The organism is Paenarthrobacter nitroguajacolicus, from assembly GCF_031455195.1.
Classification (GTDB): domain Bacteria; phylum Actinomycetota; class Actinomycetes; order Actinomycetales; family Micrococcaceae; genus Arthrobacter; species Arthrobacter nitroguajacolicus_D.
The window spans coordinates 1-26,380 of the sequence record NZ_JAVDSH010000013.1; the positions used below are offsets into that span (position 1 = coordinate 1).

General features: G+C 64.7%; 19 protein-coding genes, 1 tRNA gene, 1 pseudogene and 1 riboswitch. Of the genes and pseudogenes, 6 read left to right on the forward strand and 15 right to left on the reverse strand.

The window, feature by feature from the left end; all coding sequences use genetic code 11:
- The 3 genes and pseudogenes from J2Y68_RS20775 to J2Y68_RS20785 all read left to right on the forward strand — a co-directional run.
- Nucleotides 1-366: pseudogene (locus J2Y68_RS20775) on the forward strand (urocanate hydratase); the annotation flags it as partial.
- Nucleotides 367-370: 4 nt separating this feature from the next.
- A complete protein-coding gene (hutH, locus tag J2Y68_RS20780; RefSeq protein ID WP_309996540.1) occupies nt 371-1,963 on the forward strand; it encodes a histidine ammonia-lyase in 1,593 nt (530 codons plus the stop codon).
- Nucleotides 1,964-2,160: 197 nt separating this feature from the next.
- Nucleotides 2,161-2,409 (forward strand): hypothetical protein, encoded by a 249-nt coding sequence (locus J2Y68_RS20785; RefSeq protein ID WP_309996543.1) that lies wholly within the window; start codon nt 2,161-2,163, stop codon nt 2,407-2,409.
- Nucleotides 2,410-2,530: 121 nt separating this feature from the next.
- On the opposite strand, the gene J2Y68_RS20790 is transcribed toward J2Y68_RS20785, so the two are convergent.
- The 5 genes from J2Y68_RS20790 to J2Y68_RS20810 form a co-directional block, all read right to left on the reverse strand.
- Nucleotides 2,531-2,752, reverse strand: a complete 222-nt coding sequence (locus tag J2Y68_RS20790) for a hypothetical protein (protein ID WP_309996546.1) — start codon at nt 2,750-2,752, stop codon at nt 2,531-2,533.
- 125 nt (nt 2,753-2,877) lie between these two features.
- Nucleotides 2,878-2,948: transfer RNA gene (locus J2Y68_RS20795), tRNA-Cys, on the reverse strand.
- A gap of 74 nt (nt 2,949-3,022) precedes the next feature.
- Nucleotides 3,023-3,484: a hypothetical protein gene (locus J2Y68_RS20800; protein ID WP_309996547.1), complete on the reverse strand. Its 462-nt coding sequence runs from the start codon at nt 3,482-3,484 to the stop codon at nt 3,023-3,025.
- Nucleotides 3,485-3,545: 61 nt separating this feature from the next.
- Nucleotides 3,546-4,493 carry a formimidoylglutamase gene (gene hutG, locus J2Y68_RS20805; protein ID WP_309996549.1) on the reverse strand — a complete coding sequence of 316 codons (948 nt, stop codon included), beginning with the start codon at nt 4,491-4,493 and terminating at the stop codon, nt 3,546-3,548.
- A gap of 74 nt (nt 4,494-4,567) precedes the next feature.
- Nucleotides 4,568-6,010: an NCS2 family permease gene (locus J2Y68_RS20810; RefSeq protein WP_309996551.1), complete on the reverse strand. Its 1,443-nt coding sequence runs from the start codon at nt 6,008-6,010 to the stop codon at nt 4,568-4,570.
- A 113-nt stretch (nt 6,011-6,123) separates the two neighbouring features.
- Here J2Y68_RS20810 and J2Y68_RS20815 point away from each other — a divergent pair, with 113 nt between their 5' ends.
- A complete protein-coding gene (locus J2Y68_RS20815; RefSeq protein ID WP_309996554.1) occupies nt 6,124-6,756 on the forward strand; it encodes a copper resistance CopC family protein in 633 nt (210 codons plus the stop codon).
- A 174-nt stretch (nt 6,757-6,930) separates the two neighbouring features.
- Nucleotides 6,931-7,099: riboswitch (cyclic di-AMP (ydaO/yuaA leader) on the forward strand.
- A gap of 3 nt (nt 7,100-7,102) precedes the next feature.
- On the forward strand, nt 7,103-7,888 hold the full coding sequence (locus J2Y68_RS20820; RefSeq protein ID WP_309996557.1) for an NlpC/P60 family protein: 786 nt from the start codon (nt 7,103-7,105) through the stop codon (nt 7,886-7,888).
- Nucleotides 7,889-8,000: 112 nt separating this feature from the next.
- Here the strand turns inward: J2Y68_RS20820 and J2Y68_RS20825 are convergent, their stop codons facing one another.
- Entirely contained in the window at nt 8,001-8,687 is a 687-nt protein-coding gene (locus J2Y68_RS20825; RefSeq protein WP_309996560.1) for an NAD(P)/FAD-dependent oxidoreductase, read from the reverse strand.
- Between the two features lie 414 nt (nt 8,688-9,101).
- Between J2Y68_RS20825 and J2Y68_RS20830 the strand changes: the two genes are divergently transcribed.
- Nucleotides 9,102-10,139 carry a universal stress protein gene (locus tag J2Y68_RS20830; protein WP_309996562.1) on the forward strand — a complete coding sequence of 346 codons (1,038 nt, stop codon included), beginning with the start codon at nt 9,102-9,104 and terminating at the stop codon, nt 10,137-10,139.
- Between the two features lie 101 nt (nt 10,140-10,240).
- Here the strand turns inward: J2Y68_RS20830 and J2Y68_RS20835 are convergent, their stop codons facing one another.
- The 9 genes from J2Y68_RS20835 to J2Y68_RS20875 form a co-directional block, all read right to left on the reverse strand.
- Complete coding sequence (locus tag J2Y68_RS20835; RefSeq protein ID WP_309996564.1) at nt 10,241-11,020, reverse strand: type 1 glutamine amidotransferase domain-containing protein; 780 nt, start codon at nt 11,018-11,020, stop codon at nt 10,241-10,243.
- A gap of 53 nt (nt 11,021-11,073) precedes the next feature.
- Nucleotides 11,074-11,817, reverse strand: a complete 744-nt coding sequence (locus J2Y68_RS20840; protein ID WP_309996565.1) for a 4'-phosphopantetheinyl transferase family protein — start codon at nt 11,815-11,817, stop codon at nt 11,074-11,076.
- Complete coding sequence (locus J2Y68_RS20845; protein ID WP_309996567.1) at nt 11,814-12,614, reverse strand: ABC transporter permease; 801 nt, start codon at nt 12,612-12,614, stop codon at nt 11,814-11,816. Before J2Y68_RS20845 ends, J2Y68_RS20840 begins: the two co-directional genes overlap by 4 nt.
- Nucleotides 12,611-13,597, reverse strand: a complete 987-nt coding sequence (locus J2Y68_RS20850) for an ATP-binding cassette domain-containing protein (protein WP_309996570.1) — start codon at nt 13,595-13,597, stop codon at nt 12,611-12,613. Before J2Y68_RS20850 ends, J2Y68_RS20845 begins: the two co-directional genes overlap by 4 nt.
- A complete protein-coding gene (locus tag J2Y68_RS20855) occupies nt 13,594-13,806 on the reverse strand; it encodes an MbtH family protein (protein WP_142936941.1) in 213 nt (70 codons plus the stop codon). The genes J2Y68_RS20850 and J2Y68_RS20855 overlap by 4 nt, the downstream gene beginning before the upstream one ends.
- Before the next feature lie 72 nt (nt 13,807-13,878).
- Nucleotides 13,879-24,393 (reverse strand): non-ribosomal peptide synthetase, encoded by a 10,515-nt coding sequence (locus tag J2Y68_RS20860; protein WP_309996574.1) that lies wholly within the window; start codon nt 24,391-24,393, stop codon nt 13,879-13,881.
- 82 nt (nt 24,394-24,475) lie between these two features.
- On the reverse strand, nt 24,476-24,754 hold the full coding sequence (locus tag J2Y68_RS20865; RefSeq protein WP_309996576.1) for a hypothetical protein: 279 nt from the start codon (nt 24,752-24,754) through the stop codon (nt 24,476-24,478).
- A gap of 156 nt (nt 24,755-24,910) precedes the next feature.
- Nucleotides 24,911-25,831 (reverse strand): cation diffusion facilitator family transporter, encoded by a 921-nt coding sequence (locus tag J2Y68_RS20870; protein ID WP_309996579.1) that lies wholly within the window; start codon nt 25,829-25,831, stop codon nt 24,911-24,913.
- Nucleotides 25,832-25,841: 10 nt separating this feature from the next.
- On the reverse strand, nt 25,842-26,342 hold the full coding sequence (locus tag J2Y68_RS20875) for a metallopeptidase family protein (RefSeq protein ID WP_309996581.1): 501 nt from the start codon (nt 26,340-26,342) through the stop codon (nt 25,842-25,844).
- Between the last annotated feature and the right edge of the window lie 38 nt (nt 26,343-26,380).

The following is a 26,380-nucleotide window of genomic DNA, read 5'->3' on the forward strand; positions in this document are numbered from 1 at the left end:
CCGATCGTGATCGGCCGTGACCACCTGGACTCCGGCTCGGTCGCATCCCCATACCGTGAGACCGAATCCATGAAGGACGGTTCCGACGCGATTGCTGACTGGCCGCTGCTCAACGCCATGCTCAACACCTCCTCCGGTGCCACGTGGGTCTCGATCCATCACGGTGGCGGCGTCGGCATCGGACGGTCACTCCACGCCGGGCAGGTCTCCGTCGCGGACGGCACAGACCTCGCCGCGGAGAAGCTCGAACGACTCCTGACCAACGACCCCGGCATGGGCGTCATCCGCCACGTCGACGCCGGCTACGACCGCGCCATCGACGTCGCCAACGAACGCGGCGTCCGCATCCCCATGAACGAGAAGTAAGAACATGACTATTACCTCCAACGAGCAACTCACCGTCACCCTCGGCTCCAGCGGCGTGACCCCGGAAGACGTCGTCGCCGTCGCACGCCATGACGCCAAGGTGACAGTCTCCCAGGAAGCCCTGGACAACGTCGCCAAGGTCCGTGCGCACATCGACAGCCTCGCCACAAGCGATGTCCCCGCGTACGGCATCTCCACGGGCTTCGGCGCGCTGGCCAACCGCCACATCCCCAACGACCTCCGCACGCAGCTGCAGAAGTCGCTGATCCGCAGCCACGCAGCGGGCATGGGCCCGGCCGTTGAACGCGAAGTGGTCCGCGGGATCATGTTCCTCCGCGCCAAGACCCTGGCCTCCGGCCGCACGGGTGTCCGTCCGGTGGTCCTGCAGACCATGGTGGACGTCCTCAACGCGGGGATCACCCCGCTGGTCCGCGAATTCGGTTCACTCGGCTGTTCCGGCGACCTCGCCCCCTTGTCCCACTGCGCCCTGGTCCTCATGGGCGAAGGTGAAGCGACCGGTCCCGACGGCGAACTCTACGGAGTTCCCGGCAAGCAGACAGTGGCTGAACTCCTCGCCCAGCACGGCATCGAGCCGGTCACGCTGGCGGAGAAGGAAGGCCTGGCGCTCGTCAACGGCACCGAAGGAATGCTCGGGATGCTGCTCATGGCCATCGCCGACATCCGCATGTTGCTTGCGACGGCGGACGTCACCGCCGCGCTCAGCGTCGAGGCCCTGTTGGGCACCGACCAGGTGTTCCTGCCCGAGCTCCATGCAGCGCTGCGGCCGCATCCCGGCCAGGCTGCAAGCGCCGACAACATGCTGCGAGTACTGTCCAACTCGCCGATTGTTGCGTCCCACCGGATCAACGACACCAAGGTGCAGGACGCCTACTCGCTGCGCTGTGCTCCGCAGGTTGCGGGCGCCGTCCGCGACACCGTGGACCACGCCGCGCTGGTCGCTTCCCGCGAGCTCGCAGCTGCGATCGATAACCCGGTGGTCCTCCCGGATGGCCGCGTCACGTCCAACGGCAACTTCCACGGCGCCCCAGTGGCGTATGTCCTGGACTTCCTTGCCATCGCAGTGGCGGACCTCAGCTCCATTGCCGAGCGCCGCACGGACCGCATGCTGGATCCGGCCCGCTCGCACGGACTCCCGGCCTTCCTCGCAGGGGACCCCGGCGTGGACTCGGGCCTCATGATCGCCCAGTACACGCAGGCCGGCCTGGTTTCGGACAACAAGCGGCTGGCCGTTCCGGCGTCGGTGGACTCCATCCCGAGCTCCGCGATGCAGGAAGACCACGTGTCCATGGGCTGGCACGCAGCCCGGAAGCTGCGCAAGGCTGTGGAGAACCTCCGCCGGGTGCTCGCCGTCGAGCTTGTCACCAGCGCCCGCGCCATCGACATGCGGACGCAAATGTCCGACGGTGAACTCACCCCGGGCCCGGCCGGTGCGGCCGTGCTTGAGGTGCTTCGCGAGGTGGTCCAGGGGCCCGGAACCGACCGGTTCCTGTCACCGGAGCTGGAAGCGGCCGACCGTTTGGTTGGTTCCGGCGCGGTCCGCGCGGCCGCCGAATCCGCCGTCGGGATTTTGGCCTGACGTCGAATAAAACGCTCATTTCCTGAGCAGATTTGTCACGCCCCGGTCTTTGTTCGCAACGCAACCACCGGGGCGTGGCAAATGTAGTAGAACTTATGGTGTACGTCACGTCCACGCCAGCGTTGCCGTGGGCTTGACGGTCAACCGTTCACAACTCAATACACAACAGAGAACATCCACAAAGGGGTAGAAGTTCAATGAAGGCACGCGGAGCAGTCCTGTCCAGGCGAAGCGCTCACTCGGCTACGGTTTCCGACTGGAGGACGCTGAATGTTGGTGAGTCGGTGGAAGTGGTCAAGTATGCCCACGTCATCGCAACCGGCCGGATCGAGGAGATTTCCAGCAGCGGGAACGTTGTGTGGCTTGAGCACTCGGGGCCCGGCGTCACCGAAGAGGGCAAGGAACTGTTCATGAAGTCCGACGGCGTGACTCTCCGCCGGGGGTAGGTGTCAGTTCCTGAAGGCAAGCGTTAAACCAAAAACCGGGGCTCGTTCCCTTCCGCGGGTAGTAGATGCGGAAGGGAACGAGCCCCGGTTTTTGGCGTCGCTGCCGGGATTCGTTGGGGAATCAGGCAGCGAGTACTTCGCGGGTCTGACCGAAGGGAACGGATTCGTCCAGAGCCACGGTGTAGGTGCCGGGCTCGTGCCGGGTCACCAGAATGCCGCAGTTAGCGTCTGCTGCTGCGTTTTCGATCAGTGCATCCACGGCGCGGTCGAGTCCGTCGTGGATCTCGTCTGCCTTGGAAAAGCACAGGCGAATTTCGCGTTCTGCAATCATTGCAGGGGTCATTGGGGGCCTCCTATTACGTGCCGCATGCGAGGGCGACCCATCAATCATAGTCGGCGGGAGGCATATATTTGTAAGATGACTGGCAGCGCGGTGACCTGGGTCTCATTCCCCTGCACCCCCAAGAGACGTGGTGGCGGGATTCGAACCCGCGTGCGCTGCTTTGCAGGCAGCTCCCTGGCCTCTTGGGTACACCACGCTCCAACGACACTAGGGGCCCGGTCGCACCGTTTTCAACGTTCGTTGCCTTGGCTTTCGCGGGGCTACGCAGGGCTACGCGGTGTTGCTCCTGGTTGCCGACAGTGACACGCGATTGAGTAGCCTGGTTACTCCGGCGGCAAGCAGGAGAGTAAGAATCGCGGCCGCCATATGCGTGTAGAGCATGAGGTGCGGCGAACCTCCGCCGGCGCCTGCTGCTGCGGGCGCATCGCCGAGGCCCTGGCCCACGCCATGCAGGTGATCCACCAGCCCGCTGCCCGGGAAGTAGCCTCCGAACGCGGCGAACCCGAAGTGCAACAGTTGCTGGGCCACACCGGACGCCAGCAGCAAGAGCAGGGGCCCATGAACCAAGCGGGCCAGGAGCTGCGCAGCCAGGCAACATAACGCGGCGAAGCCGAGGAGGACAGGGACGGCCGGAGCGCTGCCGCCAGCGGCCATGTGGGCGGCCAGCCCCAACCCAACAGCGAGTAGCCCGGACACCCACGCCCACTTGTCCTGCACAGGAACTTCGTGCATCGCCATCCTTCCCTCCACACAGGCTAAGCGGAGGAGGGCGGACGGGAAAGGGCCAGCGAAGCTAAGCGAGCAGGGTGTTCACCAACCGGGCCGCAACTTTCGCCGTCCGGGAATCAATGTCGAACTCCGGATTCAGCTCCGCGACGTCCAGGTGCAGCAACTTCCCGCTGGCGGCAACCTGGCGACAGATCGCACTGATCACCGGCAAGGGCACGCCGTACGCGGCGGGTGCGCTCACTCCGGGCGCCACTGAAGCCGGCATCACGTCCAGATCGATCGTCAGGTAGAGGGCATCGACGCCGGCCAGGAAGTCGGCCACGAAGTGCTCCGCGGCTTCCGCCGAGCACTGTTCGTCCAACAGGTACTTCACGCCAAGCCGGTCCGCCGTGTCGAATAGCGTCCGCGTGTTGTTTGGTTCGGAAATTCCGACGACGGCGTACTGCAGTTCGCGTCCCACGGCAGCTTCCGCGCGGGCCATCTGCAGGAACGGGGTGCCCGAGCTCGGTGTCGTGTCATCGCGGAGGTCAAAGTGGGCGTCCAGGTTCAGGACACCCAGCCGCTTTCCAAGGAGCGCCTCCGAACCGGCAACGCCCAGGTAGCTGGCGAACGCGGTCTCATGGCCGCCTCCCAACACAACAGTGAGGTTGCCGGCGTCGAGCAGTCCCGAAATGGCGCGGCCGGCGCGTTCTTGCCCCGCTTCCAGTGAGTCGTCCTCCACAACTATGTCACCGGCGTCGAACACGTCCCGGTCCAGGTGGAAGGCCAGCGGCCCCAGCGCCGAACGGATAGCGGCAGGGGCCGCCGCTGCACCTGTGCGGCCCTTGTTGCGAAGTACCCCGGCGTCGCTGCAAAACCCAAGCACGACGGCGGGGCGCACGGCCGATTCGGATGCTGCGGACGTGTGCGGGGCAACGGCCTGCCACCAGCGGCGATGCTCAGGGCCGTCGCCGTCGAACCGTCCGGTCCACGGGGTGGGGCTGACATCTACTGTGGGGACGCTTGTTTGCATTCTTAAAGCACACCCCACCCGAGCTGCCGAAACCAGCAGTTCAGGGTGGGGCGTGTCTGGGATTGCGGACTGGGCTATTTGACGCCCAGCAGTTCCTCGACCGTTCCGATGCCGAAGAACAACAGGAAGGCAGCGGCCACAGCCCACATCAGCGGGTGTACCTCGCGGGCGCGGCCCTGGAACGTCCGGATCAGGACGAAGGAGATGAACCCCGCGCCCAGGCCGTTTGCGATGGAGTACGTGAACGGCATGAGGGCGATGGTCAGGAACGCGGGGATACCCACGCCCCAGTCCTGCCAGTCGATCTTGCCCACTTGGGAAACCATCATGAAGCCCACCACAACCAGCGCGGGAGCGACGGCCTCGAACGGCACAAGGTTGATCAGTGGCGTGAAGAACATGGCAACCAGGAACAGCACGCCCGTAACGATTGAGGCGAGACCAGTGCGTGCGCCTTCGCCAATGCCTGCGCCGGACTCAACGAAGATCTGGTTGGACGACACGGACGCGCCACCGCCAACGATCGCGCCGAGGGCATCAACCTGCAGCACGCGGTCAACGTTGGGGATATTGCCGTCCTTGTCCACCGTTCCGGCTTCGTTGGCCAAGCCAACCATGGTGCCCATCGCGTCGAAGAAGATGCTCAAAAGGATCACGAATGCCAGGAGCGCTGCCGCGATAAACCCGAGGTGTTCAAACGCGCCGAACGGGTTGGCCTTACCTATAAGGGACAGGTCCGGGGCGCCCCACTTGGTCAGGGTCGGGGCAACGAGGGACCAACCGCGCGGGTTGATGTTGGTGCCGTCGTTGCTGGGGCCGATGTGAAGCGTGAACTCAAGGATGGCGGCCAAAGCCGTGGACGCCACGATGCCGATCAGGATGGCGCCGCGGACCTTCCGGACCACCAGTGCGATGGTCAGGATCAGGCCAAAGGCAAACACCAGGGTTGGCCAGCCCAACAGTTTCCCGTCGACGCCCAGTCCCAAGGGAACGGTTGTGCCGGCGGCGTCGGGGATGCGGCGGACGAACCCCGCATTGACCAGGCCGATCAGCGCGATGAAGAGGCCGATGCCCACCACGATCGCGGTCTTGAGGGCTTCCGGAACGGCCTTGAAAACGGCGGTCCGGAAACCGGTGAGGACCAGGAGCAACATGGTCAGGCCCGAGAGCACCACAAGGCCCATCATGTCCGGCCACGTCAGGCCCGGGTGCGAGGCGACGGTGACAGCCACGAAAGCATTAACGCCCAGGCCCGTGGCCACGGCGAACGGGTGCTTGGCCCAGGCACCCATGAGGATGGTCAGGATGCCCGCAACGAATGCCGTGGTGGCCGCCACGGCGGTGAATCCCAGGGAAGCTCCGCTGGAATCCGGCCCGGAAAGGATCAAAGGGTTAAGGACCACGATGTAGCTCATGGCGAAGAAGGTTGCGAAGCCGCCGCGGATTTCCCGGGAGTATGTGGAGCCACGCTCGGAGATTTTGAAGTAGCGGTCGATGGCAGAACCTTGTTTAAGCATGAAGGACTCCGGGGATCGAGGGGAGTGTGCCCTCAAATCCTATGCCGTCGGATATGGGCCTCCGGCCGATTCGCCTAGTCTGTAAGGAAGCCAACACTAGGAGAAACCGCCCCATGCGCACCATCCGCCCGCTTCTGGCCGCCGTCGTTGCTGCCTTGGCCTTCGCGTCCGCCTTGTTGTTTTCCGCGGCCCCGGCCTCCGCGCACGACGTCGCCGAATCCACAGCGCCGGCCAACGGTTCCAGCGTGGCTGCCGTCCCAGCGTCGGTCTCCATCACGTTCAACAACAGGCCGCTGGCCATCGGGTCAGGCGTGACGGTCACCGCGGGCGGCGAAAACTGGGCGGACGGGCCTGTCGAAATTATCGATAACCAGGCGGTCCAGAAGATCCGCGAAGGCGCACCGGCTGGCGAGTACACAGTGGTCTGGCGTGTTGTCAGCTCCGACTCGCACCCCATCGAAGGCACGTTCACGTTCACGGCCGCTGCTGGAAGCACGACGGCGGCCAGCGGCACCGCGGGCGCCGCGCCGTCGTCGTCAGCACCTTCCAATACGGTCCCGACGGCGGGAACTGCCGCACCCGGAACGGCCACCAGCACCCCGGCCGCGGACGCATCGCAACCCTTCCCGTGGAGCATCGTGGGACTGGCCGTGGTTGCTATCTGCCTCGTTGTTTATCTCGCCGTTACCGCACGTAAGAAACTTGCAGCCTCCAACGACTCAGATGCGGGCGATTCCGCGGAATAACGGGCTTTTCTACGTAGCTGCGAATATCTCGGAATGGTTACCGCGACACGCCAAAAGCCCGGTTCTCGTTACTTAAATGTGACTTCGGCGTGATCATCGCGTACGGTAGTACCTGTGCCTGTTCCACGTAGCGGGCACTTCCGGCCTGATTGCCTAGCTCTGCCGCAGTCCGGAATCCGTTCGCAGACAAACCTTACGGCAGAGACGGGGAACCCAATTTAGGCCGCTTTCAAGTGTGCCTTGGGGTGAAGTCACGATGCTTCCGCTGAACAGCGGGGGATAGTGGCCGGGTGACTCCCATCCGAATCCGACAGCTAACCTCGCAGGCATCGGGAGAGGCTTTTTCATGTCTTCAAGCATTCTTCGCGGCCGTCGTAAGGCGGACAGCGTACGTCCTAATCCGTTCATCTCCATCTCCAGGGCAGTCGCCAGCAACGCTTCCGGCGCTGGCCGCCAGGCAGCTGTTATCGCAGCAGCCTCGGGCCTTGTGTTGACCGGCTCCATCGCTGCACACGCAGCCGAAACCCCGGTTCAGCGCGACTCCAGCCCCGCCACGGTCGCCGAGACCGTTTCCGAGGCCCCCACCAAGGTTGTAACCGCTGCCGCCACGGCTACCGTCAACTTCGAGCGCCCTGCTGTTGCATCCGTAGCAGCTCCGGTCATCGAAAAGCCGGCTCCCGTTGTTGAGGCACCTGTAGCCAAGAAGGCAGCAGTGGCAACAACCGCTGCGGCCGCTCCTGTCGCAAAGGCTGCCGCTTCGGTTGCAGCCGCTCCGGCTGCTGCTGCTCCCGCAGCCGCTGCACCGGCCGTCGGTGGAGTCAACGCAGCCATGGTCGCCTCGGCTTACGCCCAGATCGGCATCATGCAGGACTGCACCGCAATGGTGGAGCGGGCCCTCGGCTCCGCAGGCATCCCTGTTGGTGACCTGGCTCCCATGCAGTTCCTGAACTACGGCAAGGTTGTCAGTGACCCCCAGCCCGGCGACATGATCGTCCAGTCCGGCCACGTTGCCATCTACATCGGCAACGGCCAGGCCATCAGCGGTGGCATCAACGGCAACCAGACGGGCATCCACCCGATCAGCTGGTTGACCGCAACTGGTCCCATCACGTACGTACGCGCAGGCGCATAAGCCTCACGCTTCAGTTCAAAGGCCGGCATCCTCGAAGATTCACTCTTCGAAGGTGCCGGCCTTTGGCGTTAAGAATTGTGCGCAAAAGTTCCAGTGGGCAGTAGTTGCCTTGCTAGGCGATGGCTACGCCGTTGCCGACCGGTAACGCTACCTTGGCGGAGATGGCTTGTCCCACAGCTTTGGCTTGCCGAAGCACCTCTTTGGGGGTTGGGGTGATGAGTTCGCCAACGCCAACAAGGTGCATCCCTACGGCCCGCATGGCCGCGGCCAGATTTTGGCCCACGGCGATTCCAAGTTCCGCCAGCATCCGGCGCAGCTGGCTCTGGGCGCAGCGCGTCACCACAACGTGGTCTGCCAGCAGGACACCATGGGCCGTGTGGACCGCCCACTGACGGGGCGTGGACTCCAGGGGGCCGGAAACGATCCTGCCCCGGAGAGTGGCCGATGCCATGCTTCCTGTGGGGCCGTGCCCCATCTGCTGTGACGGGTCAGCGCCCAGGAAATCCAGGCGAACGGCACGGGTAGTGTTGCGCACGTCCAAATGATGGTTGGCAGCGTAGTTGCGCAGATGGCGGAGAATCTCGCTACGTTCCTTCATGGCGGGATCGGCGATGTCGCAGCGCTGGAGCATTCCCGTGTGGGTTGAAGGCCCCGTGGCTGACAACGATCCGAATCCGTCAACGACGATGGAGCCCACCCCGTAGCGGCTGAGCTCGCTGGCAACGGCCAAGCCGGAGAGGCCGGCGCCGATGACCACGGTGGTGGTTCGTTCCGTGCCGGAATCAGGCGTGAGTGACACTGCTTGGTTCCTCCTTGACGTGTGTGCCCTGCGGCATCGCGTGGGATCGCGTCCGAGTTCCCCAAGCGGCCGCAAATTAACAGCCGGGGTGTGTCCTGAGACACCCTGCCCGGCTATTCGGTGACTCGAACACTACCGAACTTTTTCGGCCATGGGTAGCCTTCCCGGGGTCGTGTTTTGCGTGTTCGTCGGCAGCTCAATATCGGGCCGTTTGAACTGAGCCCGGACCGTTATGCACATAGCCTGAAGTCGCCTTGATTCGGTACTTCCGACCGAGAATAGTGGGCATTGGAAGGAGAGATTCCAAGTTTCTCCTTCTCCGGCCATTGACATATGGAGAGTCAGGGAATCCGGCGCGGAGAACCTCTGGCAGAATAGCCGGAACATCAAGCAGTAGGTGGAGAGGCGGGCCCCATGGACCAGCACGGAAGACACAACGAAGTGCCACGCGATGGCGAGGATGAGGCGGTTGCACCCGGCGGCATCGTCGTTGGCGTGGACGGATCCGAGCATGGCCAGTGTGCCTTGGTCTGGGCAGCGCGTGAAGCAGAGCGTCGCCAACTTCCCTTGCATATCGTTACGGCCTACTCGGTTCCCATTTTTGCCGCGTCCGGTTTGGACGGAGGCTACGCAACGGTGGACGACTCGGTCATCCGTGAGGGCGCCGATGCAATCGTCAAGCAGGCGATGGACAAGGTTTCCGCCTACGCGATCGACGTTGATGCTTCGGTGGAAAACGGTGATGCTGCCGGTGTCCTGCTCGACCTCTCGGCGGAGGCCGCCCTCCTGGTGTTTGGAAGCCGGGGCCGGGGCGGCTTCGTTGGGCGCCTCCTGGGGTCGGTAAGCAGTGCCTTGCCCGCCCATGCCAAGTGCCCCACGGTGACAGTTCCGCTGTACTGCGCGGACCGCCTCGGGGAGAGCACCGAGGACAAACACATCAAAGCCGAGCACGCCAAGGCTGGTCCCCGAACCGTTGAGAACGTCGTGGCAGTCGGGGTGGATGGCTCCGAGCAAGCCCGCGTAGCTGTGCTCGAAGCCGCAGAGCAAGCACAGCGCATGGGAGCCAAGCTGCGTGTGATCTGCGCTGTTCCGCAGTACAGCGGTTCCCTGGCGTGGGTACCGGCACCCCTTGATCGCGATGCCCTCTTTGCGGACATCAAAGTCCAGCTGGATGCCGGGCTTGCCTGGCTTCAGAGCCACTTCCCGGGTCTGACCATAGAGACTGAGCTCCGAGACGGTGCTCCGGTGGATGTCCTGGTGGAAACAAGCCGCGCGGTTGAACTCGTGGTTCTCGGCACTCGTGGCCGCGGGGGATTCGCCGGGATGCTCCTTGGCTCCACCTCTGACGGAGTCCTTCATCACGCGAAAGGGCCGGTAATGGTGGTTCCGGACCGGGAGGATCCGCGGCTCGCCGATCGGCCCAACTTCGGTCCGATGCTTGGCGTGGCGTAGAAGCCGGGAAGCTGCTGCTGTAGATCATCCCCATACAAGCATCCATGAGGGCGGCCCCCATACGGGGGCCGCCAGCACATCCGCGGTCTACGAGGGACAGGTCAGTGTTCGCCTTCTGCGGATGCGTGCTTCTGGGCCGCTTTCTCGGCATCCTTCTCGGCGCGCAAGGCTTCGGCCTCTTGCTGCTCTTCCGCCTTTTCCTGATGGATAACCTCCGCGAAGAGTTTCTCCATCTCCTTGGCGACTCCCGCGGCGGACGCCGGGTTCTGGCCGGTTACCAGGCGCTCGTCCACCACGACTTTTTCCTCGAAGACACCGGCGGATACGTGGCGGGCGCCCTGTTCTTCCAGCCGGTCTGCCAGGAAGAAGGGGATGACCTTGTCCTTGCCTGCGGCTACTTCCTCGTCGTTGGTGAAGGCAGCGACGTCGCGGCCCTGGACCAGCCGGAAGCCGTTATCCAACTCCACATTCAACAAACCCGCTGGTCCGTGGCACACAGCACCCACAAGACCTCCGGCGTTGTAGACGCTGGCAACCAGGTTCTGGAGGCCTTCGCTGTCCGGGAAGTCCCACATGGTGCCGTGGCCTCCCACCAGGTAGACGGCGTCGTACTGGCCGGGATCGACAACATCCACGCGTGCGGTGTTGTACAGCCCGGCGCGGGTGGTCTCGTCCTCGGTGAACGCAACCTGGATGGGGTCATCCGTGTCCACTTCATCGCGGGGTGGCTGGCCGCCCTTGATGGAGGCAAAATCGACGAAATGCCCGGAATCCTTGAAGACCTTCCAGGGGTGTGCTGCCTCGGCCACGTTGTAGCCGGTCTTTTCTCCGGTGTCACCGATCTCGGAAACGCTGGTCAGTACCATGAGGATTTTCTTCATGAAATGCTCCTTTTCGTCCGTGTTCCACACTACGCCTCGCTGATTTGCAAGCTTTATGAAGCCAGCCGGGTACTCCCGGCAGGCAGTACGTCGGCCGCATCCATCAACCCGGGTGGGTTGATGGTCCTGGCAGACACAGCAGCCAGGTGGGTTGGGGCGGCAGGGATGGGATGGACCCTGAGCCCGTGCACCAAGGGTTGTTCCGGACACTCAGCCCGAAGAACCCCGGGAAGGTCCCCGTCGGAGAACAGCGCCACGGTGGACGGCTGGACGGCGAGTCCCAGCCCGGCCGCCTTCAGGATGGCTTCCTTGGCAACCCACTGAAGCATCTTTTCCCGCACATCCATGGCAGCCGACGTTCCAGGGGAAAGGACATAGCTATCGAAAGAGTCAAAAAGCGCCGGAGGTATCAGTTCCACGTCGGCACCCACCTCGGCTGCGGTCGGTCCCACGGCCGCCATCACCAGGCCGTGGCTGCGGGAAAGGCTCAGCGACATTCCAGGCATCGCCGTCCGCCCGTGGGTTGAACTGCCGCATCCGGGGCAGTTGCGGGTGATCTCCAGCTTCAGCGAATCGGCGGCGTCCACGCCCAGCCGGTGCGCGGCGAGCAGCCGAAGCAGCACATGGGATGCCGCATAGTCGCGGCTGTCCGCAACGGTGCGGTACCGGCGTCGTGCGTGCTTTTCTTCGGAGGTGAGGAAGCGGTCCATGCCGCCGACACCGGAACAGGCCGCCTCAACGCCGGCAGAGGGCATGATCAAGTATCCGACGCCGGGGGTCCCCGCTTTGGCGTTCACAGCTTGCTGATGCGCCGGTACTTCATGATCGCCAGGGGCGCGAAGACCGCGATGATGGCAAGGCTGCATGCGAGGGCGTAGAGCAGGGCGTTGTCGGCGGGCCAACCGCCCGGTGCGATGAAACCGGAAGGTGCAGCATTTCCAAAGAGCTCCCGGACGGCCGTGGCCACAGAAGTGACAGGGTTCCATTCGGCGATGGCCCGCAGTGGACCCGGCAAGGACGCGGTGGAAACGAATGCGCCGGACACGAAGGTGACGGGGAACAGCCATACCAGGCCAAGGCTTTGCGCGACTTCAACGCTGCGGGCGGTGAGGGCAATCAGCGCCCCGATCCAGGACACCGCGAAGGCGAATAGCAGCAGGATGGCCAGTGCGGCGAGCAGTTGCAGGGCCCCCGTGTTCATCCGCCATCCCACGGCAATCCCGCAGACCAGGGTCACCGCAATGGAGATGACGCTGGTGTAGAGGTCCGAGGTGGTGCGTCCCAGGATGACTGCCACCCGGGACATGGGCAGTGAGCGGAAACGGTCAATGAGTCCAAGTTGGAGGTCTTTGGCCAGGTATACGGCCGTGAAGGACGCATTGAAGGTCAAGGTCTGGGCCAGGATGCCGCCGATGAGGAAGCTGCGGTATTGGTCGCCGCCCAGGGAGCCGCCGAAGACGAAGCCCAGCAGAAGGACGAACATGACCGGCTGCACGACGCCGGTGACCAGTGCACCGGGGGTGCGGAGAACATTGAGCAGGTTGCGGTGGGCAATGACGGAGCTGTCCCGGACAGCGGCGGTGATGACGCTCATGCGGGTACCCCTGCCTTGCTGGTTTCATCGCTGTCGCGGTTCTGCGGTTGCGTGCAGCCTCCGGTGAGCTGGAGGAAGACGTCGTCCAGGGTAGGGCGCCGGAGGGAGGCCTCGGTCACGGGAAGGGAACGTGCATCCAGCTCGGCCAGGACCCGCACCAGCACGCCGTGGCCGCCGGGGGCTGCGACGGACACACTCAAGGCGGCCTCGTCCACCTCCGGGATGGCACCCCCGCCGGTGGCTTCAACCAGCACGGAGGTTGCGCTGCGCAGATCGGCCGCATTCTTCACGGTGATGTCCACCCGTTCTGAGCCGGCCCGGTCTTTGAGCTGGCTGGCAGTGCCTTCGGCGATCACGGAGCCGTGGTTGATCACGGCGATGTGGTCCGCCAACCGGTCTGCTTCCTCAAGGTATTGGGTGGTCAGGAGGACGGTGGTACCTCCCGATACCAGTCCGGCCACTACATCCCAGGTATCCAGCCTGCCCCGTGGGTCCAGGCCCGTGGTGGGTTCGTCCAGCACCACGACTTTGGGTCGGGCCACTACTGCGCCGGCAAGGTCCAGCCGCCGCCGCATGCCGCCCGAGAAAGCCCCGGCACGTTTGCCGGCCACATCCGTGAGGCGGAAGTCCGCCAACAGTTCATGCGCGCGTGCCGTGGCATTCCGGCGGTTCATTCCGTAGAGGCGCCCCACCATGTGGAGGTTCTCAAAAGCGGTGAGCTTTTCATCCACGGCGGCGTACTGGCCGGAGAGGCCGAGGTTGCGGCGCACCAGTTGCGGGTCAGCGCCGACCGAATGGCCGGCCACCCAGGCGTCCCCTGAATCCGGGGTCAGCAAGGTGGTGAGCACCTTGACCGTAGTGGTTTTGCCGGAGCCGTTGGGCCCTAGCAATCCCAGCACCGTGCCTTCGGGGGCGTCCAGGCTCAGGCCATCCAAGGCCGTGAAGGAGCCGTAGGACTTGCGGACATTGTCGACGCGGATCACTGGCTGGCGGCCAGCTCGGCAACCTTGCGGGGCGCCATGTCGGTCCACGTTTGCGACACGTAATCGAGGCAGGCTTCCCGGCTGTCCGGGCCAAACATTGCCACCCACCCCTTGGGCGTGGCCGCGAAGGAGGGCCACAAGGAGTGCTGTTGGTATTCGTTGACCAGGACGGAGAAGGTTGCTGAGGTGTCATCAAACGGGTTCGTCACGAGGATTGACCTTTCGGGTTGTTCCGGCGTAAACAGTGCCCCGGGTTCCGGAGCGTTTCCAGTGGTTCGGACTCAACCCCCCAGCTGGATGGCCAGGGCAGGCATAATTACCGGGAGAGCTGTGTCACTTAACATTCGGGAGTGCCGGTCCGGCACCTCGACGTCGGTCACTCGGCCGGTGATGTAGGGCTCCCATGCATCGGCTCGCGGCGTGCCCACCGGAACCTCCACGGTTGCTCTGAAGAGCAGCAGGTCGCCGTCGAAAACTGCCGGTTCCTGTTCCCTGATCAGCCGCGCCAGCACGGGGAAGTTCTCTACCATGGCCTGCACGGCCTCCAGTGGTACGGTGCCCAGCGGGTTGTGGTTCCTGCGGAGGATTTCCTGGGCCTTGGCAGCGTCGAGATCCTCGTAGTCGGATTTGTCCAGGGCGTAGCCTTGCGCCTCAAGGTACGCAGCCCAAATTCCGGCGCCTGCACCTACGTCATCGTTGCTCTCCTGGTTTCCGGGGAAGGCGTCGAGGATGGCCAGTGACGCAACCTCGTCGCCTAGTTCCTGGAGCCGGGTGGCCAGGCGGTGGACCAGATGCCCACCGAAGGACCAGCCCAGCAGATGGTAGGGGCCCGACGGTTGAACGGATTTGATGCGGGCAATGTAGCTGTCCGCGAGTTCCGTAAGGTCCATCGCGGTGACGGCGTGGGTGGCGCCCGGTTCCATGCCTGGCATCTGCAGCCCGATCAGGGGCCGCTCCGCGTCCAGCGAACCCAGCATTGAGGCATACCCCCACGCGATACCCGACGCCGGGTGGACGGCGAACAGGGGCGCTTTGGGGCCACTGGTGCGTAGGGGAAGAATCTGGCGCAGGCTCGCGGCGGCGCCTTCCTCCACGCCACGATCGGCCTCTGCCAGGAGCCCCTCCACCGTGGGTGCACGGAACAAGGCCTGCACCTGCAGCGATGTACCCAGGGCCGCATTGATCCGGGCAATCAACGGTTGCGCCAGGAACGAATGCCCGCCCAGCTCAAAGAACGATTCGTCCACTCCGGCCTTATCCACGGACAACACGTCCGCGAAGATAGCGGCCACCGTCTGCTCCCGTGGAGTCCGGGGAACCTTGCCGGACGTGCGCGGCGCGCTGTCCGCTTCCGGCAGGGCAGCAACATCCACTTTGCCGTGATGGGTCAGGGGGATCTCCTGGATGGCCAGCACCACTGCGGGCACCATGTAATCCGGCACCAGGTTCCGGAGGTGGGCGCGCACACCGTCAGTGAAGGCTGCCGCGTTATCCGTTGTGTCAACGGACACGCCGGCCGCGGGGACCACCCAGGCGACCAACCGCACGCTGTCCCCTGAGGGCAACGCCCGGACCACGGCGGCCTGGACGTCCGCCGCAGTGGTGGCGGCCTGTTCGATCTCTCCGGGCTCCACACGGAATCCGCGGATCTTGAGCTGGTTGTCATTGCGTCCTGAGAACACGATGTTCCCGTCAGCGTGCCGCACCACCAGGTCACCGGTGCGGTACATACGCCCGCCATCGGCGCTGAAGGGATCGGCCACAAAGCGTTCAGCCGTCAGTCCAGGCTGGCCCCGGTATCCGTTGGCCAGCTGCTTGCCTGCGATGTAGAGCTCGCCGGAGACACCCGGCAGCGCAGGTTGCAGCAATGGGTCAAGAACATACAGCGCGGTCCGGGACGTGGCAGCTCCCAACACAGGTGCCGGATGATCACTGACATGTGCCATCACGGTATCCACCGCGGCCTCCGTAGGGCCGTAAAGGTTCCAGGCTGTCACCTTTTCCTTGGCGGAGAGTGCGTCCCACAGGGCGGGATCGAAGGCTTCACCACCCAGGGCAAGGCTGAAGCCGTCTCCGTCCAGCACCCGGGTGAACGCCGGCTCGGTCAGCAAATGCCTCGCGTACCCGGGCGTTGTTTCCCAAACGCTGATCCGGTGCTCTTCAAAGTAGCCTGCCAACGCGGCGGGATCCCGCCGGATGTCCTCGCCCACCATGTGCAGTTGATGGCCGGCAACCATCCACAGGATGGGATCCCACGATGCATCAAAGCCGACTCCGGTGGTGTGGGCCACCTTCTGCTGGGCCCCGGTGGTGTGGGGATCGAGTCCCGCAAAGAGGGTCTCACCGTGCGATTCCAGCAGGGCTGCCAACGCGCCGTGGCTGACCTCCACTCCTTTGGGCCGCCCCGTGGATCCCGAGGTGAACATGACATAGGCGAGGTTGCGTCCCGCCGGCTGGCGCTCAAGAAGTTCCTGGGGCGAGCCGAAACCCGTGGCCCCTGCCGTCTCAAGGAGTCCGGACAGCAACACCAGGCGCGGAACAGCACGGCCAGGTTTCCGGGCGGCAACCGTGGACAGCAAAGCGGCCATGCGGTCCGCTTCCGATTCGGAACTGACCACCACGGCAGGCCCGGCATCCTCCAGGATGGCCACCACACGGTCATCCGGGTACTCGGTATCGATCGGGTTGTAAACCGCGCCGGCCGCAACTGCGCCCAGCAGCGCTTGGACGGTTCCGGCGGATCGGGTCAGGAACACCGAGACAACATCGCCCGCGGCCACCCCCTCCATGTGAAGTCCGTCCGCCACACGCATCACGGAGTCTGCCAACTCCACAAAGGTGACCTTGCTGTCCCCGCTGACCAGCGCTAAGGAGTCCGGGGCGGACTGGACACTGGCAGCGAAGGCGGCCAGGACGCCGTCGGCCTCTTCCTGGTGATGTACGACGCCGGAACGCCGTCCCGCTGTCAGCCCCGCCAACGCGTCGGCTTCCTCGGGGTCAAGCAGGGGCAGCTCCGCAACAGGCGTCTCCGGATCGGCGGCAGCCAACTCCACGAAACGCACCAAGGTTTTGACCAGCCGTTCGATGGTGGCGTCCTGGAACATTGCCGCGTTGTACTCCAACGTGGCTGAAAGGCCCGAGGCGGCGGGACGGAAGGTGAAGGAGAGATCGAATTTCGCCTCTCCCGAACTGCTGTCCGGCAGGGCTGTGACTGTTGCGCCGGGCAGTTCCGGAACGGAAGCGGGGGAGCTGTCCACCGTCAGCATCGTTTGGAACAGGGGGTGCCGTCCCAGCTCACGGGCGGGGTTCAGTACCTCCACCAGCCGTTCAAACGGGACGTCGTCATGATCGAACGCTGCCAGCACGCTGGTGCGGGCACGGTCAACCATGGCACGCACGGTGGGAGAACCGGCGGCGCTGATCCGCAGCGGCAAGGTGTTGACGAAGAATCCCACCAGGTCTGCCAGGGCCGGGTCCGCGCGCCCTGCCGTGGGTGAGCCGATCACGATGTCATCGCCGGCCCCCATCCGCTGCAGGAATCCGGCCAGGACGCCGTGGAGCGTCATGAACAGGCTCGCGTTGGAGGTAACCGCCAGGGAGTTCAGGGCCTTCAAAGTTTCGGTACTGAGCTCAAAGGTGCGCTGTTTTCCGGGCTGCCGGGGCTCACGGGGGCGGCGCTGATCGGCTGGAAGGGTGAGCTCGGTGGGTATGCCCGCCAGGGTTTCCTGCCAGAACCGGACCTTGCTGTCCGCCACTCCTGCGGCACCAAGGACTTCCTGCTGCCACGCGCTGAAGTCTGCGTACTGGAGGTTGAGCGGGGCGCGGCTGCTCCCGGTGCCGGTCACAGCAGCCGAGTAGGCCTCGGAAAGGTCCCGGGCAAGCGGTGCCAGGGACGCGCCATCGCTGGCGATGTGGTGGATCACCAGCTGGAGGATCCACGAAGGCTCGGGGCCGTCACCGCGGCGCAGCAGGACCGCGCGCAGGGGGAGGTCGGTGGTGACGTCAAAGCCCTTGCGTGCTTCCGCGGCCAGGATAAAGGCTTGCTCATCCTCGCTGCTCACCGGGATGATCCGCAGCAGCCCACCCGCATCTCCGGCCGGGTGGACCAGTTGGTGGGGGGTGCCGGCAGTTGCCGGGTAGTTGGTCCTCAGGACCTCGTGCCTGGCCACCAAAGAATCGACGGCGGCGGAGAGGGCCTGCTCATCCACGTCGCCTTCCAGTTGGGCGGCCAGGGAGATGTTGTAGTCGGCGGAGCCTGGATCCAGCTGATTGAGGAACCACATGCGTTGCTGGGCGAAGGACAGGGCCGGGTTCCCATGGCGGCGTGCCGTTCCGGTTTCCAGCCACTCAGCGAGCGTCGGGCCGGTCTCTTGGGCGGGGTCGGCATGAGATGCCAGCTCAGCATGAGGTGCCAGGCCAGCGGGAGCCGCCGGGCCGTCGTCGGGCGTTGACCCGGCTGATCGTCCGGACGAGATCGCTCCCAACAGCGCCCCTGGAGTTGGCTGATCGAAGAGCGTCCGCAACGGGAGGGCAGCGCCAAAGGCTTCCCGGATCTTTCCCATGATGGTGATGGCCAGGAGGGAGTGTCCCCCCAGCAGGAAGAAGTCATCATCCATGGCCACCGTCTCCAGCCCGAGAACCTCACCGAAGATTCCGGCCATGACGTGCTCCTCGGGGGTGGACGGAGCCCTTCCTTCACCTGCGCCCATTGCCGCGGGCGCCGGAAGGGCCTTGCGGTCAAGCTTTCCGTGGGACGTCAGTGGAAGCGTCGGAATAGGCATGATCAGGGCCGGGACCATGTAGTCAGGCAGGCTGGTGGCCGCGTGTGCCCGTAGCTCGGCGGTGTCCACTGCGCCCACAACATAGGCGACGATTCGCTGGGCAGGAACGCCATCGGTGACGGCAACAACGTGCTGCACCTCCGGATGGCTGGACAGGGCAGACTCCACCTCACCGAGTTCGATCCGGAACCCGCGGACCTTTACTTGGTCATCGGTCCGGGAAAGGAATTCCAGCACACCTGTGGCGTCGCGCCTCACCAGGTCGCCGGTCCGGTACATGCGGCTTCCGTCGGCCGCGAAGGGATTCGCCACGAAACGCGAGGCCGTCTCGGCAGGCCGCTGGTCATAACCTTGCGCCATCCCGTCGCCGGCCAGGTACAGCTCGCCGGGAACCCCTGCGGGAACCGGCTGGAGGTACGCGTCCAGCACCCACGCGGACGTGTTTCCCGCGGCCCTGCCAATCACTGGCTTGGTGCCGGTGATCTCCGCCATCACCGAATCAACAGTGAACTCGGTGGGGCCGTAGAAGTTCAACGCCTGGACGGAAGGGTCTGAGGCCAAGCGATCCCAGAGGGTACCGGATACGGCCTCGCCGCCCAGGGCGAGGATCAGTGGCTGTTCGCGTTGCTGGTCAAGCAGGCCATACTGCAGCAATTGCGCGGCGAACGACGGCGTTGTTTCCAGGACGTCGATTCCGTGCTGGAGGCAGTAGCGGCTGAGGCTTTCGGCGTCGCCGCGCTCCGCGTCGGCCACCATGTGCAGTTTGGCGCCGGCCACCATCCAGAGCATCGGGTCCCAGGAAGCATCGAAGCCCAGCCCGGCGATGTGTGCCACGGCAACAGGGTTTCCCGCGTCCGCGGCAAGGCGCGGCGCAAACAGGGTGCGGTGATGGTGTGCGTAGAGGTTGGCCAAGGCACCGTGGGTCACGGCAACGCCCTTGGGCCTTCCGGTGGAACCCGAGGTGTACAGCACGTAGGCGAGGTCGCCGGGGGCGCACTCTGCCGTTGCCGTTCCGGGAGCATTTTCCCCGGCCGCCAGCAGGTTGGCGAGAGTCACCGTCTTGGAAGGTTCGACGCCGGTACCCGCCTGGCCTTGAACGATCACTACCGCCGGGCTGCTGTCCTCCAGGATCATCCTGATCCGTTCGGAGGGATAGACGAGGTCGATCGGTATGTATACGGCACCGGCAGTCAGCACGCCCAGGGCAGCGGCCACCACGTCCGCGGATCGTGGGATGGCCACGGCCACGCGGTCACCGGGACGGACGCCCCTGGCAGTGAGTCCCTTGGCGATGGTTTCCACCCGGTCCTGCAATTGATGGAAGCTCCAGGACGTTCCTTCAGCCACCACGGCAATGCGGGACGCATTCGCAGCGGCGGTCTGCGCGAAGGCGTGCAGGATGGTGGGCCACGGAACATCGAGTTTCGTGGCGGAGCTGTGTACCAGGACTTCTGCATGCTGGCTGGGGGTCTGAATACGCAAGCGGTCCAGTGTCACGGCAGGGTGGTCGGCAAACTGCCCGGCAACCAGCGTGAACCCTTCAACAAGCCGCTCCACGGTGCTCCGGCTGAAGAGCGCGGGGTTGTAGGCCAGCGAGCCGGAGATGCCGGCGCTGGCCGTTTCGGCCAGGTCCAGGAGGAGATCGAACTTTGCCCCGCCCGGCTCCCTTCCCATGTCCGCAGTGGCTTCAAGGCCTTCCATGGACAGCGACGCATCGGGGGTATTTTGCAGCGTCAGCATCACCTGGAACAGGGGATGGCGGTGGCGGGATCGCGTGGGGTTGAGTTCTTCCACTACGCGCTCGAAAGGGGCGTCCTGGTTTCCATAGGCGTGCAGGTTGGTGTACCGGACGCTTTCCACCAGCTCGGATGCGGTGGGGTTGCCGGACGTGTTGGTCCGCAGCACCAGGGTATTGACGAAGAAGCCCACCAGTTCGTTGAGTTGCGTGTCGGTGCGGCCAGCCACCGGCGTGCCCAGCGGGATGTCCTCTCCAGCGCCCGACTTTGTCAGCAGCGCAGCAAGCGCGGCCTGGAGCACCATGAAGAGGCTCGCATTCTGCTTCCTCGCCAGGGCGTTCAGGCCCGCCGTGGTGCCGGCGTCCAGTTCCAAGGGAATCGACGACGCCGGGAGGTCGCCTTCGCGGGTTCCGCGCGGGAAGTCGTAGGGCAGCTGGAGTTCCTCCGGAGATCCCTTGAGCTCGCGGGCCCAGAATTCCAATTGCCGTGAAATGGGGCTGGACGGATCATCTTCCTGTCCCAGGGCTTCGCGCTGCCACAAGGTGTAGTCGGCGTACTGGACAGGCAGCTCGTTGGAGGGAGCTTCCGCTCCGTTCAGCCGGGCAGTGTAGGCCTCGGAGAGATCACGCGCCAGCGGAGCCAGGGACCATCCGTCCGCGGCCACATGGTGCAACGTGATGGCCAGGACGTGGTGGTCCGGCGCCAGTTGGAACAGGACCGTACGGACCGGGAGTTCCCCGGTGATGTCGAAGCCGCGCTGGGTTTCTGCCTGCAAGGCCCGGTCCAGGTTCCCCGCATCGCACTGCACGGCCAGAAGTTTGGCGGGCATGGCTCCCGGCGGCAGGATCTCCTGGCGCGGTTCACCGTTGGACCACGGGAAAATGGTGCGAAGCGTCTCGTGGCGGTCCACAATATCCGTGAGCGCACCCTCCAGGGCACCCACCTCCAAACGGCCCTTCAACGTCAGCACAATGGGAATGTTGTAAGCACCCGACTGGTGATCCAGACGGTTCAGGAACCACAGCCTGCGCTGGGCGAAGGACAGCGGGATGGTGTCCGGCCGCTCCGTCGCACTCAGCACAGGAGCGCCTGTTCCGTCGCTTTCCAACGCCGCTGCGAGTCCTGCCACTGTGGGCTCTTCAAAGATGGTGCGCAGGGCAGGAGCTGAACCCGTGGCGTCGCGCAGGAACGCGGCGAGGCGTGTAGCCAGCAGGGAGTGGCCGCCCAGCTCAAAGAAATCGTCCTCAAGTCCAACGGATTCCAGGCCCAGGATTTCGCGGAAAGCATCAGCCACAACACGCTCGGCCGGTGTGCGCGGCGCACTGGTTGCGGCCTCGGGTTCCGGCGTTGGCAGGGCGCGGGTGTCCAGCTTGCCGTTTGCTGTCAGGGGTATGGAGTCGATGGCGATCACCGCTGCGGGGACCATGTAGTCCGGCAGCGTCCTGCGGGCCTCTTTGCGGATGGCTGCGGAGTCCAGGGCTGCGCTGCCCCCGGATTCCTGTTCCGGGTGGGAGGCGGTGACGTAGGCGAGCAGCTGGTCGTAGCCGGCTTTGTTCTTGGTCACCGTCACCGCGGCTTGGGCCACCCCTTCCATGCCGCGGAGGACCTCTTCGATTTCCGCCAGTTCAATCCGGAACCCGCGGATCTTCACCTGCTGGTCCATCCGGCCAAGGAACTGCAGGGTCCCATCGTCCAGGCGGCGCACCACATCCCCTGTGCGGTACATGCGCGTGCCGTCCAGCGCGAAGGGATCGGCCACGAATTTACCTGCGCTGAGCCCAGGCTGGGCAAGGTAGCCGCGTGCGAGGTTGGGACCGGCGACGTACAGCTCGCCGATGGCATTGGTGGGGACCGGGTTAAGGCCCGAGTCCAGGATGTAGTGCCGGCTGTTGGCCACCGATCCACCCAGGGTGACGTCCGTGCCGGGTTCCATCACTGCGGTCAGCGAGTCCACGGTGGTTTCGGTGGGACCGTAGAAGTTGTAGGCCACCACGCCCTCATGGGCGGCCAACTCACGCCACGTGGCCGGGTCCACGGCTTCGCCACCCAGGGCCACCACGGAGGGGTGGGTGTCCTGGTCGAAAAGGCCGCCGGCCAGCAGCGCCTTGGCAAATGACGGCGTAGTTTCAATCGAATCGATGCGCTCCCTTGCCAGGAACAGGCTCAGGGCCTCGGGATCGCGCCGTGTCTGGTTATCCACCATGTGCAGCTCATGCCCAGCGAGGAGCCACAGGATGGGATCCCAGGAGGCATCGAACGACAATCCCGCAGTGTGGGCAACCCGGAGGCTGCGGCCCAGCCGCGATGCGGCAGGATCAAAAATCCTGTCCCGATGCGAGGTCAGCAGGTTCAGCAGGGCCAGGTGTTCCACACCCACGCCTTTGGGGCGGCCGGTGGAGCCGGAAGTGAAGATCACGTACGCAAGATCATGCTGGCCCGCTACGGGCGCAGGCGGGGCCGGGTCCTTGCTGTCCAGCTCGGCCAACACCACGCTGGAATCCAGTACAGTCACGGGCACACTGGTGCGGGGCCGTCCCTGGTCAGTGTCCCCATTTACGGCCGTTTCCGTCAGCAGGAGGACCGGTGCAGCGTCCTCCACCATGCCTTCCACCCGGCCGGCAGGGTAGTCCGGATCCAGGGGAACATAGGCGGCGCCCGCCTTCAGGATGGCCAGGATAGCGACGGGCAGCAGGACGCTGCGGTCCAACCTGACGGCCACCGTGCTCCCGGGCTTGGCGCCGCGCTCGCGGAGAAAGCGGGACAGTTGGTTGGAGCGCTGTTCCAGTCCGGCAAAGCTCAGGCGGCCGTCAGCAGCCACTACGGCAGTTCTCCCAGGTGAGGCCGAGGCCACGGCCTGGAACTCTTCCACAACCGTGTGGCCCGGCAGGTCCATCGACTCTGCGTCGCCCTCGGCGAGCAGGGAGCGTTCCTCCGACGTCGACGTCACTGACAGTGCCGCCGTCGGATTTTCCGGGTTGGCCAGAAGCTCGCCAAGAAGCCGGACAAAGCGCGTCAGGTGCTTGTCCAGGTCTGCTTGGGTGTAGAGGCCGGCGTTGGCGGCGAACTGCACAGTGACGCCGTCGGAGGCGTTGTTCCCGAGGCCATGGACAATGACGGACAGGTCATCAATGGGGCCGGTGGACAGGATATGCATGGTGCCGGTGGCTTCACCGAAAGCGATGTCGTCCAGAACCGGAAGGATATTCACCGATGGTCCCAGGTAGCTGCCCTGTCCGGTCATGGACTCGTAGCGGGTCCTTTGGTGGATCAGGGCTCCACGCAGCTTGCCGCCAGTGGTGGCCACCATGTCCTGGACGGTGGCTCCGGGGTTGATATCCAGCCGGATGGGGACAATGTTGGACAGCATGGACGCTGTGGACTTGGCCAGCTTCCCGCGGCGGGCCGTCACGGGGAGGGCCAAGGACACGTGCTGCTCGCCGGTCATCCGGTGCAGGTACAGGGACACTGCCGTCAGGATCAATGCAGGCGCACTCCCGGAAGCTGACAGGAGCGCGTCCACTGCGGATGGTGCAAGCGTTTGGGTTGACCGCAGCAGGGCCTCTGCCGTTCCGGAAGGGCGGCCCGCGAGCCCGGCCGGCGTGGCTTGTCCGTCCAGTTCAGCAGTCCAGTAGGCAGCGTCGGCTGCGGCGGCTGCGGAGTCCTGATAGCTGTGATCGTCCGCGATCAGTTCGTCCAGGGCGGCAAAATCGAGGCTGGCGTTCCCGTCGGCTTCATTGGCGGTGCCCAGGGACTCGTAAACTGCGGCGACGCGTCGAAGTACCAGCACCGCGGAGTACCCATCCAGGAGCAGGTGGTGGACGCGCTGGTAGAAGAAGTGACGGTTCTCGGAGAGCCGGATGACCTCCGTGTGGAGCAGCCCGCCGTCTTCCATACTGCGCGCCTGCGCCATATCCGTGTCCATCAGATCGCGTGCAGTTTGTTCACGCGTTGATTCGCCGCCGCATCCGCTGAGGTCGATGAACTGCACCTGGGCATCCATGGCCTTGGCGTACTGGAACGGACCGTCGTCGTCCTCGCCGAACGCCAGGTTCAGCGCCGGAGTCTCCGAAACTGCCCGGGCTACGGCTGCTTCCAAGCGGGAAACATCCAAGGGCCCGGAGATTTCGATGAACTGCCCGATCTGGTACATGGGGCTGCTGTGCGCCAACTTCTGCGCGTACCAGATACCCCGCTGCGCGGCAGATAAACCCATCCGGGCTGGTGCCTGGTGCGCCGAAATGCCGGGCTGGTCAGGGGATGCGGGGATAGGGGAGTTCATGATCCTTCTCTGCAGTGGGGGGAGGCGTGGAAAAGCAGCGGCAGCCCTGGGAATCAGGACTGCCGCGTCGGGAGGGTGGGGGTTACTGGAACTGGCCGAGCTGAAGGGGGCCCAGCACATCTCCATCAATCAGGGGTCCATTGATGAGCGGACCGTTGATGAGGCCGCCGTTCAGGATGCCGCCGCTGAGGAAGCTGTTGAGGACGCCGCCGCTGAGGGTGCTCGTGCTGGTGGGAATGGCGGCGGTGGCTGCAGGAGCTGTTGTCGCTGCTTGTGCGGGGAGGGAAGCAAGGGTGAAGGCGGAGGCTGCAAGGACGGTTCCGACTGCGAAACGTGCGGCGTTCCTGGTGGGCTTGTTCACGGGATCTTCTCCAGTACATAGCTGACGTTGTCCGCGCGTCACGGGGTGACGCGCCATCAGTTATTCGGAGCTGCGGGCCACATGGATGGGGACGGGCTCTTGCCGGGGCCGGTCAGCCGAGCTTCGCAGGCAGGTTCCGCCGCGGCATATCAGGTCTTAGGCGTGCTGGTGTGACTCGTGTTCGGAGTGGCTGACAGGCTCCAATTGAAACGTGCAGTGCTCGGTATCGAAATGACGGCCCAGGCACGATCCCAACTGGTCAAGGATGAGGTCCGCGCCCCTGGCGTTGAGTACTTCGTCTTCCACCACCACGTGGGCTGAGAACACCGGGACTCCGGAGGTGATGGTCCAGATGTGGATGTCGTGGGCTTCCACTACACCGTCCACGGCAATGATGTGCTCGCGGATCATGTTCACATCCACGCCTTTGGGGGTTGCCTCAAGCAGCACGTCCACCACATCACGGAGCAGGTGCCATGCACGGGGAATGATCATCAAGGCGATCAGCACGGAGGCGATGGGGTCGGCCGCGGCGTACCCCGTGGTCATGATCACGATGGCCGCGACGATTACCGCGATGGATCCAAGAAGGTCGCCAAGGACCTCCAGGTAGGCCCCGCGCACGTTCAGGCTTTCCTTTTGGGCGCCTTGCAGGATGAGGAGCGAAACGAGGTTGGCGACGGCGCCCAAAATGGCTGCCCACAGCATGACGTCCGTGTGGATCTCGGTGGTTTCGCCGAATCGCCGGATGGCCTCAATCATGATCACCACGGCGATGACAATGAGGATCAGGGCGTTGGCCAGGGCGGCAAGTACCTCAGCGCGCTGGTACCCGTAAGTCCGCTGGTCACTGGCCGGGCGGGTGGCAATCCAGGCTGCCATGAGCGCGATGAAGACGCCCGCGGCGTCGGAAAGCATATGTCCGGCGTCGGCCAGCAGTGCCAGCGAGCCGGAGACGACGGCGCCAATCACCTGGATGCCCACCACGCCAAGCGTGATGGCCAGGACGGCAATGAGCCGTTTCCGATGCTTGCCGGTTGCAGTGACTCCGTGGGAGTGGTTGTGGTCGTGCCCCATGCCTATAAGGCTAGCCCCAGCCGAGCTCATGAAGGCGGTCGTCGTCTATTCCGAAGTGATGCGCGATCTCGTGGACTACCGTGATCGCCACTTCGTCGATGACTTCCTCGCGGGTGGTGCAGATGTCCAGGATGGGCTGGCGGAAGATTGTGATCCGGTCCGGCAGGGAGCCGGCTTCCCACCAGGAGTCGCGCTCTGTCAGTGGGACGCCCTCGTAAAGTCCCAGCAACACAGTCCCCGGATCTTCGCCGGGCTGCGGGGTGTAGTCGTCCTCGATGAAGATCGCAACGTTATCCATGGCGCTCGCCGCTTTGGGCGGAATGAGTTGAAGTGCATCGCTGACGGCTTCTTCGAAATCCTCCGGCGACATCCTAAAGGGGGCGCCGGCGGGGATGGCCTCAACGGCGCCACTTTCAGCGGGACTGTGTACGGGAGTCCGCGCCGGCAGCTTGGACGAAGGAAGGTCGCCGTCCGGAACGATGGGCAGGCCGGGAGGAAGGTTCGCGGGCATGATTCGACTTTAGTCCGCCGAGACTGCATTGGCGCCGT